Annotated in this window: 17 protein-coding genes; 10 read left to right on the top strand and 7 right to left on the bottom strand. The window is 71.1% G+C overall.

Features of this window, described 5'->3' with window-relative positions:
* The first annotated feature begins 9 nt into the window (after window positions 1-9).
* Complete coding sequence (locus ACFSL2_RS06715; protein WP_377197107.1) at window positions 10-2,856, top strand: rhamnogalacturonan lyase family protein; 2,847 nt, start codon at window positions 10-12, stop codon at window positions 2,854-2,856.
* A gap of 81 nt (window positions 2,857-2,937) precedes the next feature.
* Here ACFSL2_RS06715 and ACFSL2_RS06710 read toward each other — a convergent pair whose 3' ends face one another.
* Window positions 2,938-3,153, bottom strand: a complete 216-nt coding sequence (locus ACFSL2_RS06710) for a hypothetical protein (protein ID WP_377197106.1) — start codon at window positions 3,151-3,153, stop codon at window positions 2,938-2,940.
* A 26-nt stretch (window positions 3,154-3,179) separates the two neighbouring features.
* Between ACFSL2_RS06710 and ACFSL2_RS06705 the strand changes: the two genes are divergently transcribed.
* The gene (locus ACFSL2_RS06705; RefSeq protein WP_377197105.1) at window positions 3,180-3,707 is read left to right on the top strand and encodes a CGNR zinc finger domain-containing protein; all 528 of its coding nucleotides are present in this window, start codon (window positions 3,180-3,182) and stop codon (window positions 3,705-3,707) included.
* 42 nt (window positions 3,708-3,749) lie between these two features.
* Here the strand turns inward: ACFSL2_RS06705 and ACFSL2_RS06700 are convergent, their stop codons facing one another.
* The 3 genes from ACFSL2_RS06700 to ACFSL2_RS06690 all read right to left on the bottom strand — a co-directional run bounded on the left by ACFSL2_RS06700 (window position 3,750) and on the right by ACFSL2_RS06690 (window position 4,957).
* Window positions 3,750-3,899 (bottom strand): hypothetical protein, encoded by a 150-nt coding sequence (locus ACFSL2_RS06700; protein ID WP_377197104.1) that lies wholly within the window; start codon window positions 3,897-3,899, stop codon window positions 3,750-3,752.
* 119 nt (window positions 3,900-4,018) lie between these two features.
* On the bottom strand, window positions 4,019-4,663 hold the full coding sequence (locus ACFSL2_RS06695) for a trimeric intracellular cation channel family protein (protein WP_377197103.1): 645 nt from the start codon (window positions 4,661-4,663) through the stop codon (window positions 4,019-4,021).
* Window positions 4,664-4,747: 84 nt separating this feature from the next.
* On the bottom strand, window positions 4,748-4,957 hold the full coding sequence (locus ACFSL2_RS06690; RefSeq protein ID WP_377197102.1) for an EF-hand domain-containing protein: 210 nt from the start codon (window positions 4,955-4,957) through the stop codon (window positions 4,748-4,750).
* Between the two features lie 136 nt (window positions 4,958-5,093).
* Here ACFSL2_RS06690 and ACFSL2_RS06685 point away from each other — a divergent pair, with 136 nt between their 5' ends.
* From ACFSL2_RS06685 to ACFSL2_RS06675, 3 genes are all read left to right on the top strand, one after another.
* The gene (locus ACFSL2_RS06685) at window positions 5,094-5,687 is read left to right on the top strand and encodes a hypothetical protein (protein ID WP_377197101.1); all 594 of its coding nucleotides are present in this window, start codon (window positions 5,094-5,096) and stop codon (window positions 5,685-5,687) included.
* 308 nt (window positions 5,688-5,995) lie between these two features.
* Complete coding sequence (locus ACFSL2_RS06680) at window positions 5,996-7,228, top strand: hypothetical protein (RefSeq protein WP_377197100.1); 1,233 nt, start codon at window positions 5,996-5,998, stop codon at window positions 7,226-7,228.
* Window positions 7,229-7,267: 39 nt separating this feature from the next.
* Entirely contained in the window at window positions 7,268-7,774 is a 507-nt protein-coding gene (locus ACFSL2_RS06675; RefSeq protein WP_377197099.1) for a hypothetical protein, read from the top strand.
* 58 nt (window positions 7,775-7,832) lie between these two features.
* Here the strand turns inward: ACFSL2_RS06675 and ACFSL2_RS06670 are convergent, their stop codons facing one another.
* The gene (locus tag ACFSL2_RS06670) at window positions 7,833-8,267 is read right to left on the bottom strand and encodes a VOC family protein (protein WP_377197098.1); all 435 of its coding nucleotides are present in this window, start codon (window positions 8,265-8,267) and stop codon (window positions 7,833-7,835) included.
* A 31-nt stretch (window positions 8,268-8,298) separates the two neighbouring features.
* On the bottom strand, window positions 8,299-8,982 hold the full coding sequence (locus tag ACFSL2_RS06665) for an alpha/beta fold hydrolase (protein ID WP_377197097.1): 684 nt from the start codon (window positions 8,980-8,982) through the stop codon (window positions 8,299-8,301).
* 180 nt (window positions 8,983-9,162) lie between these two features.
* Between ACFSL2_RS06665 and ACFSL2_RS06660 the strand changes: the two genes are divergently transcribed.
* Window positions 9,163-9,735 (top strand): dihydrofolate reductase family protein, encoded by a 573-nt coding sequence (locus ACFSL2_RS06660; protein WP_377197096.1) that lies wholly within the window; start codon window positions 9,163-9,165, stop codon window positions 9,733-9,735.
* Between the two features lie 9 nt (window positions 9,736-9,744).
* Here the strand turns inward: ACFSL2_RS06660 and ACFSL2_RS06655 are convergent, their stop codons facing one another.
* Window positions 9,745-10,194, bottom strand: a complete 450-nt coding sequence (locus ACFSL2_RS06655; RefSeq protein WP_377197095.1) for an SRPBCC family protein — start codon at window positions 10,192-10,194, stop codon at window positions 9,745-9,747.
* Between the two features lie 80 nt (window positions 10,195-10,274).
* On the opposite strand from ACFSL2_RS06655, the gene ACFSL2_RS06650 reads away from it, so the two are divergent.
* From ACFSL2_RS06650 to ACFSL2_RS06635, 4 genes are all read left to right on the top strand, one after another.
* Window positions 10,275-11,246, top strand: a complete 972-nt coding sequence (locus tag ACFSL2_RS06650; protein ID WP_377197094.1) for a helix-turn-helix transcriptional regulator — start codon at window positions 10,275-10,277, stop codon at window positions 11,244-11,246.
* Between the two features lie 44 nt (window positions 11,247-11,290).
* Window positions 11,291-12,241, top strand: coding sequence for a diacylglycerol/lipid kinase family protein (locus tag ACFSL2_RS06645; RefSeq protein WP_377197093.1), 951 nt, complete (start codon window positions 11,291-11,293; stop codon window positions 12,239-12,241).
* A 103-nt stretch (window positions 12,242-12,344) separates the two neighbouring features.
* Entirely contained in the window at window positions 12,345-12,665 is a 321-nt protein-coding gene (locus ACFSL2_RS06640) for a DUF5808 domain-containing protein (protein WP_377197092.1), read from the top strand.
* Window positions 12,666-12,761: 96 nt separating this feature from the next.
* Window positions 12,762-14,081, top strand: a complete 1,320-nt coding sequence (locus tag ACFSL2_RS06635) for an FAD-binding oxidoreductase (protein WP_377197091.1) — start codon at window positions 12,762-12,764, stop codon at window positions 14,079-14,081.
* The last annotated feature ends 2 nt before the right edge of the window (window positions 14,082-14,083 follow it).

The following is a 14,083-nucleotide window of genomic DNA, read 5'->3' as shown; positions in this document are numbered from 1 at the left end:
CGCCTCGGCGTGACGATCGAGGGTGTCGACCACGGCTCCTCGAACGCCGGCCGCGGCGGTACGTCGAGCAAGGTGGTCCAGCCCGTGGTGGTCACCGACGGGTCGATCGACGTCGTGGCCGCGGGCTGGCTGAACGGCCTGGAGATCACGTCGCTGCTGTACGCGCCGACGTCCCTGACCGCGGGCGACGTGACGATCGACGGCTCGGACGTCTCCGTGCCGCTCGCGTGGGAACCGGCCCGGGACGTCGCCGGCTATCGCGTGTACCGCCGGGCGGAGGGTGCGGCCGAGCCGGCCGCGGTCGCCGACGTCACCGAGGCGTCGTACGTGGACACGAGCGCCGACATCGGGGTGCGCTACACCTACACGGTCGTCGCGCTCGACGCGGCGGGCGACGAGTCGGTCGCGTCGAACGAGCTCGAGGTCTCCACGGTGGACGACGACGTGCCGACCGCGCCGGCGCCGTCCGGCCTGACCGTGACGGACGTGGCCAAGCACGAGGTCGCGCTGTCGTGGGAGCCGGTGGACGGCGCGCTGTTCTACCAGGTCTACCGGACCGGTCGGTCGGGTGAGCCGGTGCTGCTGGACCGCACCACCGACGCCGCGTACGTCGACACCGACGTGCTCACCACCGTCGAGTACACGTACGCCGTGGCCACGGTGAACGCCGGTGGCGCCTCCGCGCTCTCGGACGCCGTCGTGTCCGACGCCGTGACGAAGCTGTCCCGGCAGGCCGAGCGCATCGGGCGGCAGCCCGTGGCGGCGAGCGGGGCGGACGGCGTCCACGTGAGCTGGCGGATGCTGGGCGACGACCCGGAGGATGTCGTGTTCCACCTGTACCGGGACGGCCGGCGGCTCACCGAGGAGCCGGTCACGGGCTCGACCGGCTTCCTCGACGCGGACGGCACCACCGACGCCACCTACCGGGTGGCGACCGTCGCCGACGGCATCGAGCACTGGGCCACCGACGAGTTCACGCCGTGGGACGGCCAGACCCTGGACATCCCGCTGGACAAGCCGGCCGACGCCTACACCAAGGACGGTCAGCCGTACACCTACGCCGCGAACGACGCCTCCGTGGCGGACCTCGACGGTGACGGCGAGTACGAGTACGTCGTCAAGTGGTACCCGTCCAACGCGAAGGACAACTCCCGCAGCGGCTACACCGGCAACACCTACGTGGACGCGTACGAGCTCGACGGTACCCGGCTGTGGCGCATCGACCTCGGCCACAACGTCCGGTCGGGCGCGCACTACACCCAGTTCCAGGTGTTCGACTACGACGGCGACGGTCGGGCCGAGGTGGCGATGAAGACCGCCGACGGTACGACCGACGGCGCGGGGACGGTCATCGGGGACGCCCGGGCGGACTTCCGCACCTCGGGCGGCTACGTGCTCTCCGGACCCGAGTTCCTCACGGTGTTCGACGGCGCCACCGGTGCCGCGCTCGACACGATCGACTACGTGCCGCCGCGCGGCGACGTCGGCGCGTGGGGTGACACCTACGGCAACCGGGTCGACCGGTTCCTCGCCACCACCGCCTACCTCGACGGCGAGGCTCCGTCGATGGTGTTCAGCCGTGGCTACTACACCCGGGCCGTCATCGCGGCCTTCGACTGGGACGGCGCCGAGCTGTCGCAGCGCTGGGTGTTCGACACCGACGTCGCGGGCGACGAGTACCGGGGCCAGGGCAACCACGACATGCAGACCGCCGACGTGGACGGCGACCAGAAGGACGAGATCGTCTTCGGCTCGATGACCATCGACGACGACGGCCAGGTGCTCGTCGGCACCGGGCTCGGGCACGGCGACGCCATGCACGTGTCCGACTTCGACCCGGCGCGTCCGGGGCTGGAGCAGTTCGCGGCCCACGAGGACATGGGGCGCTCCGGCGACGTCGGGGCGACGTTCCGCGACGCCGCGACGGGGGAGACCCTCTGGTCGATCCCGGCCGAACGGGACACGGGCCGGGCCGCCATGGGCGACATCGACCCGCGGTACGCCGGCGCCGAGGGCTGGGCCGTCGGCGGTGACGCCGCGTGGAACTCGCCGGTGGGGCAGCTCGTCTCGTCCTCGACCGGGGAGGTCGTCTCCGAGCGCATCCCCGCGGCGAACTTCCTGACCTTCTGGGACGGGGACCTGCTGGCCGAGATCGGCAACCACGACTGGGACGCCGACACCTCGACCGGCGTGCCGACGATCGCGAAGTGGGACCACGAGAACGACACCGAGGTCGAGCTCTACCGGGCCGAGGGCACGCTCTCGAACAACAGCACCAAGGGGACCCCTGCCCTGCAGGCGGACCTGTTCGGTGACTGGCGCGAGGAGCTGATCACGCGCACCGAGGACTCGACCGCGCTGCGGGTCGCGACCACGGTGATCCCCACCGAGCACCGGCTGCGCACCCTCATGTCGGACTCGCAGTACCGGCTCGCGGTCGCCTGGCAGAACACCGGGTACAACCAGCCTCCGCACACGTCGTACTTCATCGGTGACGGCATGGCCTCCCCGGCGGCGCCACGCCTGGCGTACACCCGCGAGGCGACGGACGTCGAGCGCGTGCCCGGCCCGGCCGAGGGTGTGCCGGGCCGGGTGTCCCTCGACGTCGAGGACGCCGAGGACGGGCGCATCCGCGTCGAGGCCCGCATCGCTCGCGGCGACAACGCACAGCGCATGTCGCTCGTGGTCGACGGTGAGGTGGTGCGGACCGTCGAGCTGGTCGACGACACCCCCGAGGAGCAGGAGGCCACCCTCGAGGTGACCGGTGTCCAGGCGGGGACGCACGACGTCGCGGTGGTGGCGGTCAACCAGCACGGCGTGACGGAGAGCGCGGTGGAGCGGGTCCGCCTGCGCTGACCCCGGACGTCGCCGGCCACCGTCACGATCTGGCGGTGGCCGGCGGTACCGACTGCCCGACCGGCGCCGGTCTGCGCGGCGTCAACGGGCGGCGCGGTCCCCGACGGCTCTGCTCAGGGGTGCGGGCGGCCCGTCCTGGCCACCCTGCAGGTCCACCCGGCGGGTGCCGCACGACGTGCACCGGACGTAGAGCACCCAGCCCGCGGAGGTCGCGTGGCGTGACTCCGTGGTCCACGCGTGCTCGTGCACGTCGTGGGCACTGGTCGGGGCGGTGGCAAGGGTCTGCGGAAGGGCCATGGACCACACGATGGTGTAATGGCCTTATGCATCTCAACCCTTACGGGGAGTACGCGGTCCTGCTCGCGGCGTCCCTGGCCAACGAGTGGCCCGCCGACCGCGCGGGGATCGAGGCGCGTACGCGTGACTTCGGCATGACGATGGACTTCGAGGAGGGGCCGGAGGACCACGCCCGGTCGCGACGGGTCATCGACGACTGGCTGCGCGTCGTGGACGCGGGGGACCCTGGACGGCGCGCCATGCTCCTGAACGCGCAGATGGCCGAGGCGGCGGCGTACCCGCGGCTGACGGATCACGACGGCGAGGGGTGGCACCTGCACTACCGGGACGACGACCAGGTGCTGACCTCGGTCCTGCGGGCGGTGATCAGCGTGGGCACGTCGCTCCACCTGGTCACCCGCGGGATGCACCGGCTGGGGCGTTGCGCGGCCGAGCCGTGCACCATGGTGGTCGTCGACGTGACCCGGAACGGGCGGCAGCGGTACTGCTCCGTGCGGTGCGCCAACCGGGCGGCCGTCCGGCGGCACCGCGAGCGAACGGGTGTCGCCGGCTGACGGTCCGGTGTGCTGGCGCCGCTCCCGGCCGTCCGGTGCGGCCTACGTCCGGCTGCGCCCGACGAGGCCGATGATCAGGCTGGCCACGAGGACGATCACGCCGATCCAGATGAGGAACTGGCCGATCTCGGTGGCGACGCCGAGAATCACCAGCGCGACGCCGATCAGGATGAGGATGAGCCACGTTGGCATGTCGATCTCCTTCCTCCGCACGGCGCGAGCGCGCCCTGCTCCTTCGACGGTGACCCCGTCCATGTTTGCTCGCATCTCGGGCATACATGGCATCGCGGGCCGGTCGCCGCGGTCAGGTCTCAGGGCGTCGGCGTGGGGTGCGGCGCGTCGTGGTGTCCGCCGGCGGGCGGTGCTCCCCAGTGGTAACGCAGGGAGACCATGCGCAGCGTGAACACGACCGCGGCGATCGCCGAGCCGGTGGCCAGGTTGTACCAGTCCACCGACGAGGTCAGGCTGGTCAGCCCGGCGCCCAGCAGCGCGGGGATGGCGTACAGACCGCGGGCCCGGAATATCTGCGGCACGTCGTTGGCGACGACGTCCCGGATGACTCCGCCGCCCACGGCGGTGACCACGCCGAGGATCGCAGCGGCCGTCGGGTTCATCCCCGCGTCGAGGGCGACCAGCGTGCCGGTGACCGAGAACAGCGCCATGCCGCCGGCGTCGAATGTGATCAGGAGGTCGTGGAACCGCTGCACGGCGTGCGCGAAGAAGTACACGATGACCGCGGCGAGCACGGGCGGGACCAGGTAGACGGGCGAGTCGAAGGCGCGCGGCACCCCGGTGGCGAGCAGCACGTCGCGCAGGATCCCGCCACCGAGGCCCACGCAGGTGCCCAGCAGGAGCGAGCCGACGACGTCGAAGTGACGTCGGACGGCGAGCAGCGAGCCCGACACGGCGAAGAAGAAGACGCCCAGGAGGTCCAGGACGAGCGGCGTCCACGCCACGTCGGGCTCCTTTCGGCAGGGAAACGGATGACAGGTAACCCTAGGACGAAACCCGTCGTGCCGATCCCCGTGAGGCGGCCGGGGTCAGGCGTCCCAGGCCTTCGTGAACTCGGCGAGGTCGATGCGGCCGTCCTGGTCGTGGTCGGCCTTGCCGAAGATCTCCTCCAGGTCCTTGTCCGTGGTCTCCTCGCCGCGGGTGGCCATGGCCTGGCGGAACTCGTCGGCGGTGATGCGGCCGTCGCCGTCGCCGTCGAACTCGACAAAGGTGCGGGCGAGCTCGTCGTTGGTCGTCATGGGTCTACCTCCGCGGTGCCGGGAATCAGGTCGGGGAGTATGCAACCACAGAACGCTCGTGTGGTGGCGTCCCGAATGTCGGCTCCTGTCCGATACGGTGCGGCGTGCCACCCGTCGACGCCCGGAGGACCAGTCCATGAGGTTGTATGCGGCCGCACCGGCCCGATGCGCTCGCCAGGTCCTCGGTGACCTGCTGCTGCTCGCGTGGATCACGGCCTGGGCCTGGGCCGGGCGCGAGGTCCACGACCTGACGCTCACGCTGGGGCGGCCGGGCCGGGCGACCGCGTCGGCGGCCGACGAGATGGCGGGCCGGTTCCACGATGTCGAAGGCCGGATCGGCGGCCTCCCGGGTGTGGGCGACGACCTGGCCGCGCCGTTCAAGGGGGCGGCGGACGCGGCGGAGAGCCTGGCCGCGGCGGGACGGACCCAGGCGGAGACGGTGGGCGACATCGCGCTGCTGGTCGGCGTCGCGGTGTTTGTGATCCCGGTGCTGCTCGTTGCCGTGCTCTACGTGCCGTTCCGGGTCCGGTTCGTGCGCCGGGCGGGCGCTGCCCGGCGGTTCGCCGGGGCCGACCCGCAGCTGCTGGCCCTGCGCGCCCTCGCGAACCAGCCGTTGCGGACCCTGACCCGGGTCTCGGACGATCCGGTCGGCGCGTGGCGCGACGGCGATCCCGCCGTCGTGCGCCGCCTGGCTGATCTCGAGCTGCGGGCCCTCGGCCTGAAGCGGTGAGCGCTGGGCTTCGTCGGGCGTGCAGCGCTGCACGCCCAGACGTTTGCCCACTGACTGCCAAGGTCCACTGACTGCCAAGATCGCCGTGGGACAGGCGGACGTCTGGTCCTCTGGACCCAGACATGACGCGGCGCCATGGGCCCACAGGGAGGCCCGTAGTCCCTGGTGCCCGCCGCCTGCCGCGCCATATCTTGCTGACTCACCGCGATTCCACCGCGGTCCGTATAGACGACGTCGTCGCCACGGCCCCGCAGTCCGCACGACGCTGTCATCACAGCGGTGCATGACCCTTGAACGGAGTTCTGCATATGCGTTCGCATCCTGTTGTCGTCGACCCGCCACGTGGACGTGGGCTGTATTCCGGACTCATCGGGATCGTCGTCGCGCTCGCTCTGCTGGTCACCGGCGTCCACCTGAGCCCGGGTGCCGAGGCAGCCGAGGCAGGCGTCCAGCGGTCGAGCACGAATCTCAGCAGGTTCGTGGCCACCAACCTCAGCGGGTTCACCGCCAGAGCCGGGTTGCCTGAAGACGAGGAGGAGGGCGGGGACTACACGTACGAGGTCCATCTCGGGGACACCTCCGAGATGGACATGGACGCCGTCAGGGAGGCGCTCGACGCGCTCAACGCGGAAGACAAGCTCAGCGACTACCTCAAACGGCAGGCGGAGATACATTCCGACGAGATCGGTCCTCTGCCGGAGATCCCCGACATCGAAGCGGACTTCAAGCTCGACGGCTCGAAGATCCACGTCACGATCCCTGCCGACTACGTGCACACCGAGGCGAACTGGTGGCAGAGCTTCATCGCAGGCATCGCCGGATCCATCGCAGGCGTTCTCGCGGCCGGCGCCTGCATGTTCCTTCTCGAAGGCTTCGGCCCGGTTGTCCTCAGGAGGGCCTGCGGATTCGTCGCCGGGTTCATGTCCACCTTCGCGATCGTTCTGATCAACAATGCTTTCGACGGGAAACTCCAAGACCGAGATGCATGGGCAAGTACGCTGGCGGTCTCACTCGCGGTGGGACTGATGGGGGCCGGCATCGGCGAATTGATCCAGGGCGAGGTACCCGCTCTCCTCACGAGGGTTAAAAACGCGATCGGGGCGATGGTCGACGGGTTCAAGAAGGTGCTCGACACGGTTATCATGTCGCTCGGCTCAATAGGAGTACAGCTGTTCGTCTGGGCCAAACGTCTGATCGATCTGCTCCGCGAAAAGATCGGCCCCGCAATCGACAATGTCATCAACAGACTCCGCGGGCAGTCCTGCGAACCGCCCACCGGCGCCGACGGTGAACCGCCCACCGGCGCCGAAAACATCGGCAGGGATCTGAGCGATTTGATGACCCCGAGCGGGGGAGGCGGCGGCAACGCCTCCGGGGCGTATATCGACATCGACGGCGACGGCAGGCCCGATTTTGTCGACAACGACGGGGACGGTTCCCTCAGCGTGGGCGACTTCCTTGTCGGCAGAGTCCTTGCCTACAACATGTACGAGCCGATCTACGAGCTCATCGAAGTCACGAGCATCGAACAGGTCAGTTAGCCCGAATCCTTCCGGAGCACGTGTACACCGACCCCAGGGATGTCGCCCATCATGTCTCTCAGAATCGACGAGCGAGCAAGGAGCTGCCACGGCTCCGCGCTGCTGCGCGGCGCGAGCTGTCCGGTATGTGGGCAGGCGGGGCAGGCGGCGATCGACTCCCTCGGCGTGCTCACCTTGGTCGTGCTGATCGTGGGAGCGCTGATGGTGGCGACCACCCAGGTGGCGGCGAACGTCGAAGCAGAGCTTCGGTGCGCGGTGGACTCGATCGGCGCGGAAGCCGCCGAGCCCACCTGCGGAGAGCCGGCGGCCACGAGGGGGACGACGGACGATGAACGCTTCGTCGATCCGCCGGACTTCAGCGCGCTGCAGAAATATCACGTGACGACCGCCGACGGCCGACTCTATGAGATGGAGCTGGGGCTGGACGGCGGCGTCCAGCTCGACCCGTCCCTCGAGCACGACGGCAACCAGTTCGACCCGTCCCTGGGGGACGCGGGCGGGGAGGAAAAAGCGCCGGTTTGCCGGGCGGGGAACGAGGAGAACTAAAGGCCGTGCTGGATCCGCCCATCGAGAACGGGCGTCGTGGCCCAGCACTTGGTAGTGATCAGTCCAGGCAGAACTCGTTGCCCTCGATGTCCTGAAGGGTGATGCACGACTCGTTCTCCTCGTCTGCGTACTGCGTCAGCACGTGCGTCGCACCGAGCGCCATCAGGCGTTCGGCCTCGGCCTCGAGGGTGGCCAGGCGCTCGTCGCCCACGAGGCCGGCGCCGGCCCGCACGTCGAGGTGCACCCGGTTCTTGACGATCTTGCCCTCGGGCACGCGCTGGAAGTACAGGCGCGGACCGACTCCCGTCGGATCGACACAGGCGAAGTCCGCGTCCCGCTGCTCGGGCGCCAGCGAGCTGGTGTACTCGTCCCACGAGGCGAACTCCTCGGGAGGCGGCGGTACGACGTACCCCAGCACCTCGCACCAGAAGCGGGCGACCCGCTCCGGCTCGGCGCAGTCGAAGGTGACCTGGAAATGTTGGACCTTTGCCATCGGGCCACCATAACGACGGGTGCCGGTCGGGTCATCGGGTTATCGCACCGGCGAGCAGCCGTGCCAGCTCGGCCGGGCGCGTGAACATCGGCCAGTGGCCCGAGTCGAGGTCGACCAGGTCGACGTGCTCGGCGCGCGAGAGCTCGGGCACGTCCCCGGCGTCGATCCACTGCTTGGCCTGGTCGGCGGTGAACTCAGGGCACACGACCACGACCGGCACGTCGAACCGGCGCTCGTCGACGAGGTGCACCACCCCACGGGCCACCGCCTCCGGTACGGGGACCGCCGCCTCCGCGAAGGCCGTCCGGGCCGCGTCGGAGAGGTCGGCGGAGTCCGGCCCCTCGAAGGGGCCCCAGCCGGGGAAAGGCATGACACCGTCCGTGATCTCGAACAGGTCGGCGTAGAGCTTGCCGTCGTCCCAGGGGAAGCCGCCGACGAGCGCCACGGCACCCACCTTCTCCGGGCGGGCGTCGGCGGCGAGCCAGGCCAGGGTGCAGGCCGCCGAGTGCCCGACGACCAGCGGCGTCCCGTCCGCCGCGTCGACCGCCGCGAGCACGGCCGCGACCTGGTCGTCGAGGGTCGCCGACGCCGAGCCGTCGCCCTGGCCGGGCAGCGCGACCGGCACGGCACGGTGTCCGAGCGCCTCGAGCTCCGGTACCACGTCGTCCCAGGCCGACGCGTCGAGCCAGAGGCCGCCGATGAGCAGGATGTCCATGATGTGTCTCCCCGTGGTCGATGCGGCAGGATGCCGATGAGTCCCACGGTAGAGCGAGTTCCGGACGTTCTACTTCCGGATCAAAGCGGTACTTCCGATGCGATGAGTTTTTCGCACCCGCTCGTCTGAACTGCCAGAGGCCTCCGCACCACGGGCCACCACGACAAGGGAGAACTTCGTATGAGCACCATCGTCGCCACCCACTTCGTCTCGCTCGACGGCAAGGTCGACCCGACCGGGGGAGACCCCGCGCTGCACGACACGGCGTGGACGTTCAAGACCGTCGACCCCGCACCGGAGTCCTACGAGCTCAAGGGACGTGAGCAGGAGGAAGCGGGTGCGCTGCTCCTCGGGCGGGCCAGCTACCAGATGTTCGCGCCCGTCTGGCCCGACATGGCCGAGTTCCCGCGGTACAACACCCTGCCCAAGTACGTCGTCTCCACGACCCTCACCGAGGATGACCTGGTCGACAACTGGGGCGACATCACCATCCTGCGCTCGCTGGACGACGTCGCCCGGCTCAAGGAGACCGACGTCGGCGAGATCCAGGTGCACGGGAGCGTGTCCCTCACCCGGTCGCTCGCCGACGCCGGCCTGGTCGACGCCTACCACCTGCTGGTGTTCCCGGTGCTGCTGGGCCAGGGCAAGCCGCTGTTCAGCGACACCGACAAGGCGGCCCAGAAGCTCCGGCTGGTCGAGCACGAGGCGTACAAGAACGGGGTGCAGAAGCAGGTCTTCGAGGTGGTGCGCTGACGGGCCCCGTCAGTCCACGTCGCCGCGCCAGGCGCCGGTCTCGGCACCGCGGGACTCGATGAACTTCTTGAACCGCTCGAGGTCACCCTCGACACGTCGCTCGTCGAAGTTCAGCGCGCTGCCCACCTTCTCGGTGGCGCTGCCGGGCTCCCAATCCATCTGCACCGTCACCCGGGTCCGGGCGTCCTGGAGCTTGTGGAACGTGACGACACCGGCCTGGTCCGGCCCGGTCCTGCTCACCCACGCCACCCGCTCGTCCGGGTGCTGCTCGGTGATCTCGGCGTCGAACTCCCGCTCGACCCCGCCCACCTTCGTCGTCCAGTGGGTGTGGGTCGGGTCGAGCTGACGGATCTCCTCGACGCCTTCCATGAACCGGGGGAACTCCTCGAACTGCGTCCACTGGTTGTAGGCGGTCCGCACCGGGACCTCCACATCGATCGACTTCGTGATGCTGGCCACGGGCCTCTCCTTTCCTTGACGTGTCACCACCGTGACCTGGGCCCGGCCCACTCGCTCGTCGAGGGGCATAGCCTGCTGAGGTGCCGTCCGAGATCAGCCCCACCGCACGCGCCCTGCGCGTCCTGGAGGTCCTGCAGGCCCGCCCCGGTACCACGGCGACCGAGCTCGCCGAACGGCTGGGCGTCACGGAGCGGGCGGCCCGCCGGTACGTCGGGATCCTGCGCGAGGCCGGGATCCCCGTCTCGTCGACCCGCGGCCCGCACGGCGGCTACCGGCTCGGGCGCGGGACGCGGCTGCCGCCCGTCAGCTTCACGCAGGCCGAGGCGCTGGGCCTGGTCATGGCGGTGCTCGCCGGCCATCCCGACGCCGACGGCGACCGCCTCGTCGACACCGCGCTCGGCAAGGTGATCCGGGCACTGCCCGAGAACGTCGGTCGGCAGGCGTCCGCTCTGCGGGAGCACGCGTCCGCGGCGCCGGACCGGTTCGCGGCCCGCCCGGACAGCGCCGTCACCAGCGAGCTGGTCGCGGCGACCGCGGCCCGACGCCGCGTGCTGGTCACCTACCGCGGCGAGTCCGGCAGCGAATGGGTCGCCGAGGTGGACCCGTGGGCCGTCGTCGTGCGCTACGGGCGGTGGTACCTCCTGTGCCACTCCCACCGGGCCGGCGCCACCCGCACCTACCGCGTCGACCGGGTCGTCGCGGTCGAGCACACCGACCGCGGCTTCGAACCGCCCGCAGGCCTCGACCCCGTGACGGCGCTCGAGGAGCACCTCGGTACCGGATGGCAGTTCCCGACGCGGGTCGTCTTCGACGCCCCGCTCGCCGACGTCGCCCCGTGGGTGGGTGCGCAGATGGGACGGCTGGAAGCGGCGGGCACCGGGTGCGTGCTGGTGGGCAGCACCAGGAACCCGGAGATGTACGCGCAGGAATGGCTGGCGAGCGTGCCGTTCCCGTTCCGGGTGGAGGATGGCCCAGAGCTCCGGGCGGCGGTCGGGGCGCTCGCGGAGCGGCTGGCCGCCGCTGTCACGGATCCCTGGCCGTCGGATCCCTGACTCCCGGCGGGTGACCGGCGTCCTGCTGTGGAAGCATGCCGGACATGACCGTACGACGTGTCGGGATCATCTGGAACCCCGCCAAGACGACGCAGGACGAGCTCGGGTCGGCGCTGGACGACGCGGTCGCGGCCGCGCAGCGGCCCGATACCGAGGCGCTGTGGTTCGAGACGAGCACCGACGACGCGGGCCAGGGGGCCACCGAGCGCGCGATCGAGGCGGGCGTGGAGCTGATCGTGGTGGCCGGCGGGGACGGCACGGTCCGGGCCGTCGCCGAGCACCTCGGTGCGGCGGACACCGCAATCGAGCTCGGGATCGTGCCGCTCGGTACCGGAAACCTCCTCGCGCGGAACCTGCAGGTACCGCTCGGCGACGTACCCGGAGCGTTCGCCCGGGCGCTCACCGGCGAGGCGCGCGCCATCGACCTGGGCTGGCTCGAGATCGAGCTCGCCGGGGGCACCGAGCGCCACGCGTTCGCCGTCATGGCCGGGTTCGGGCTCGACGCCCACATGATCACCGAGACCGACGACGACCTCAAGGACAAGGTGGGCTGGCTGGCCTACGTCGAGTCCATGGGACGCGCGCTGTCCGCCAGCGACACGCTCGAGGTGCGGATCACGGCAGACGGCGAGCCGCTGGGCCCGGAGAACGTGCACACGCTGCTGATCGGCAACTGCGGCACCCTGCAGGGCGGGATCAACCTCCTGCCCGACGCCGACCCCCGGGACGGTGAGCTGGACCTGCTGGTCCTGAGCGCGGACGACGCGGCGAGCTGGGCCGACACGCTGCGCAACATGGTCTGGGACAACGGCGTCAAGCGGCTCGCCACCGGCGGCGCCGTGGCCGAGAGCAGCGACAGCGCGACGCATCTGCGCGTGCGCAGCCTGAGCATGGAGCTGCTGGAGCCGCGCGTGTTCGAGATCGACGGCGAGGACCTGGGGGAGACCACCCGGCTGGCCGTCACCGTGCAGCCGGGTGCCGTGCGGGTCCGCTGAGCGGGACGGGCGGGCAGCCGGCCGCGCGTTGGCCGGGCCGTCGGCCGCCGCATGGCCCAAGATGGTCGCGGGGGCTGACACCGAGAGCACGGGAGGCACCGAGATGACACGGAAGCACGAGGACCACGGCGGACGCTCGAAGGGCGCGGGCGGCCTCAGGAGGCTGATCACGCTCGTCACGGTCGCACTGACGATCGCGGCCGTCGTGAAGGAGCTGCGCACGCCGGAGGCGGAGCGCACCTGGCACGGCAAGGTCGCCTCGGTGGTCCCGTACGAGCTGCGCGTACCGACGCTGGAGCGCGCCAAGGACCGGCTGTGGAACCCGGACGCCGAGCGCGTCGTGGGACCGCGGGTGTTCGGCGTGGGCTGGACCGTGAACCTGGGCAAGGTCGTGGCCATGGTGCGGCAGAAGGCGGGCGTCTGATCCTGCGGTTCGCTCTGCCGCGATGAGTCCTGCGGCCCCGGACGGTCTGTGGTGGACCGGGCCCCGTTCGAGGAGGCCCTCGTCGAGGAGGGGCGCATGGACACCATCGAGGACGCCGCCGTAGCAGGGCTGGACATCCGGCACCCGGGTGACGCCGAGTTCGACCAGGCGTGCGCGGTGTGGAACGCGATAGTGGTCCACCGGCCGGCGCTGGTGGTGCGCTGCCGCGACGCCGGTGACGTGGTCGCGGCGCTGGCCCTGGCCCGGCAGGACGGGCTGGAGGTGGGCGTCCGCTGCGGGGGCCACAGCGTGGTCGGGCACAGCGTTCCCGAAAACGGGCTGATGATCGACCTCACGCCGATGGGTGCCGTGCGGGTCGACCCGGTGGGCAGGCGGGCGTGGGTGCAGGGCGGCGCGCTGCTGGGCGCGCTCGACGCCGCCACGCAGCCCCACGGTCTCGCGACGACGGCGGGCAACGTGTCGCACACCGGCGTCGGCGGTCTCACCCTGGGCGGCGGGATGGGCTGGCTGGCCCGGCAGCACGGGCTCGCCTGCGACAACGTCATCTCCTACGAGGTGGTGACGGCCGCCGGTGACGTGGTCCGCGCCGCTGCCGACGAGCGGCCCGACCTGTTCTGGGCGCTGCGCGGCGGGGGCGGGAACTTCGGTGTGGTCACCGGGTTCGAGTTCCGGCTGCACGACGTCGGCACCCGGGCGCTCAGCGTCGAGCTCGACTTTCCCGTCGCCGCCGCGGTGCCGGCCGTCGTCCGCTGGCGTGACCTCGCCGCGAACGCTCCCCGCGCCGCGACCTACACGGCCGGCGTGCACGACGGCGTGGTGACGCTCGGTCTGGTGTGGGTCGGCGACCCCGGGGCCGGGCGGGCGCACGCCGCGGGGCTGGAGTCGTTGGGTACCCCGGTGGCCCGCCGGATCGACGAGCTGTCCTACCTGGAGCTCCAGACCCGCGAGGACAGTGCCCGCGGCCATGCCGTGCGCCGCTACTGGAAGGGCCACTACTTCCACGAGCTGTCGGTCGGCGCGATCGAGGCGCTGCTGGCGATCGAACCCGGCGTGCGTGCGGGCCTGCAGGCCTACGGCGGCGCCATCGCCGACGTGCCGGACGAGGACGCCGCATTCAGCCAGCGAGGTACCCGGTTCGAGTACGTCGCGGCCACCGGCTGGACCGACGCGGACGAGGACGAGGCCCGGATCGCTGCGGCGCGGGCGAGCGCGGCCCGGCTGGAGCCGTTCGCCAGCGGGGTGTACGTCAACGTGCTGGGCGACGACGGGGCCGCCGGCGTGCGGCGGGCCTACCCGCCGGAGAAGCTGGCGCGGCTCGCCGCGGTCAAGGCCGTCTACGACCCGGACAACGTGTTCCACCTGAACCAGAACATCGCGCCCGCGCCGGCGCCGTGAGC

The sequence above is a fragment of the Promicromonospora aerolata genome, assembly GCF_042682255.1.
GTDB lineage: Bacteria > Actinomycetota > Actinomycetes > Actinomycetales > Cellulomonadaceae > Promicromonospora > Promicromonospora aerolata.
This window is presented reverse-complemented; position numbering and strand designations above follow the sequence as displayed.

What these genes read in the sequence shown, in the direction of transcription:
- ACFSL2_RS06675 (WP_377197099.1), top strand. Translation starts at nt 7,268, where the DNA reads ATGTCGCCCATCATGTCTCTCAGAATCGACGAGCGAGCAAGGAGCTGC.
- ACFSL2_RS06680 (WP_377197100.1), top strand. Translation starts at nt 5,996, where the DNA reads ATGCGTTCGCATCCTGTTGTCGTCGACCCGCCACGTGGACGTGGGCTG.
- ACFSL2_RS06685 (WP_377197101.1), top strand. Translation starts at nt 5,094, where the DNA reads ATGAGGTTGTATGCGGCCGCACCGGCCCGATGCGCTCGCCAGGTCCTC.
- ACFSL2_RS06710 (WP_377197106.1), bottom strand. Translation starts at nt 3,153, where the DNA reads ATGGCCCTTCCGCAGACCCTTGCCACCGCCCCGACCAGTGCCCACGAC.
- ACFSL2_RS06665 (WP_377197097.1), bottom strand. Translation starts at nt 8,982, where the DNA reads ATGGACATCCTGCTCATCGGCGGCCTCTGGCTCGACGCGTCGGCCTGG.
- ACFSL2_RS06670 (WP_377197098.1), bottom strand. Translation starts at nt 8,267, where the DNA reads ATGGCAAAGGTCCAACATTTCCAGGTCACCTTCGACTGCGCCGAGCCG.
- ACFSL2_RS06700 (WP_377197104.1), bottom strand. Translation starts at nt 3,899, where the DNA reads ATGCCAACGTGGCTCATCCTCATCCTGATCGGCGTCGCGCTGGTGATT.
- ACFSL2_RS06690 (WP_377197102.1), bottom strand. Translation starts at nt 4,957, where the DNA reads ATGACGACCAACGACGAGCTCGCCCGCACCTTTGTCGAGTTCGACGGC.
- ACFSL2_RS06635 (WP_377197091.1), top strand. Translation starts at nt 12,762, where the DNA reads ATGGACACCATCGAGGACGCCGCCGTAGCAGGGCTGGACATCCGGCAC.
- ACFSL2_RS06705 (WP_377197105.1), top strand. Translation starts at nt 3,180, where the DNA reads ATGCATCTCAACCCTTACGGGGAGTACGCGGTCCTGCTCGCGGCGTCC.
- ACFSL2_RS06640 (WP_377197092.1), top strand. Translation starts at nt 12,345, where the DNA reads ATGACACGGAAGCACGAGGACCACGGCGGACGCTCGAAGGGCGCGGGC.
- ACFSL2_RS06660 (WP_377197096.1), top strand. Translation starts at nt 9,163, where the DNA reads ATGAGCACCATCGTCGCCACCCACTTCGTCTCGCTCGACGGCAAGGTC.
- ACFSL2_RS06645 (WP_377197093.1), top strand. Translation starts at nt 11,291, where the DNA reads ATGACCGTACGACGTGTCGGGATCATCTGGAACCCCGCCAAGACGACG.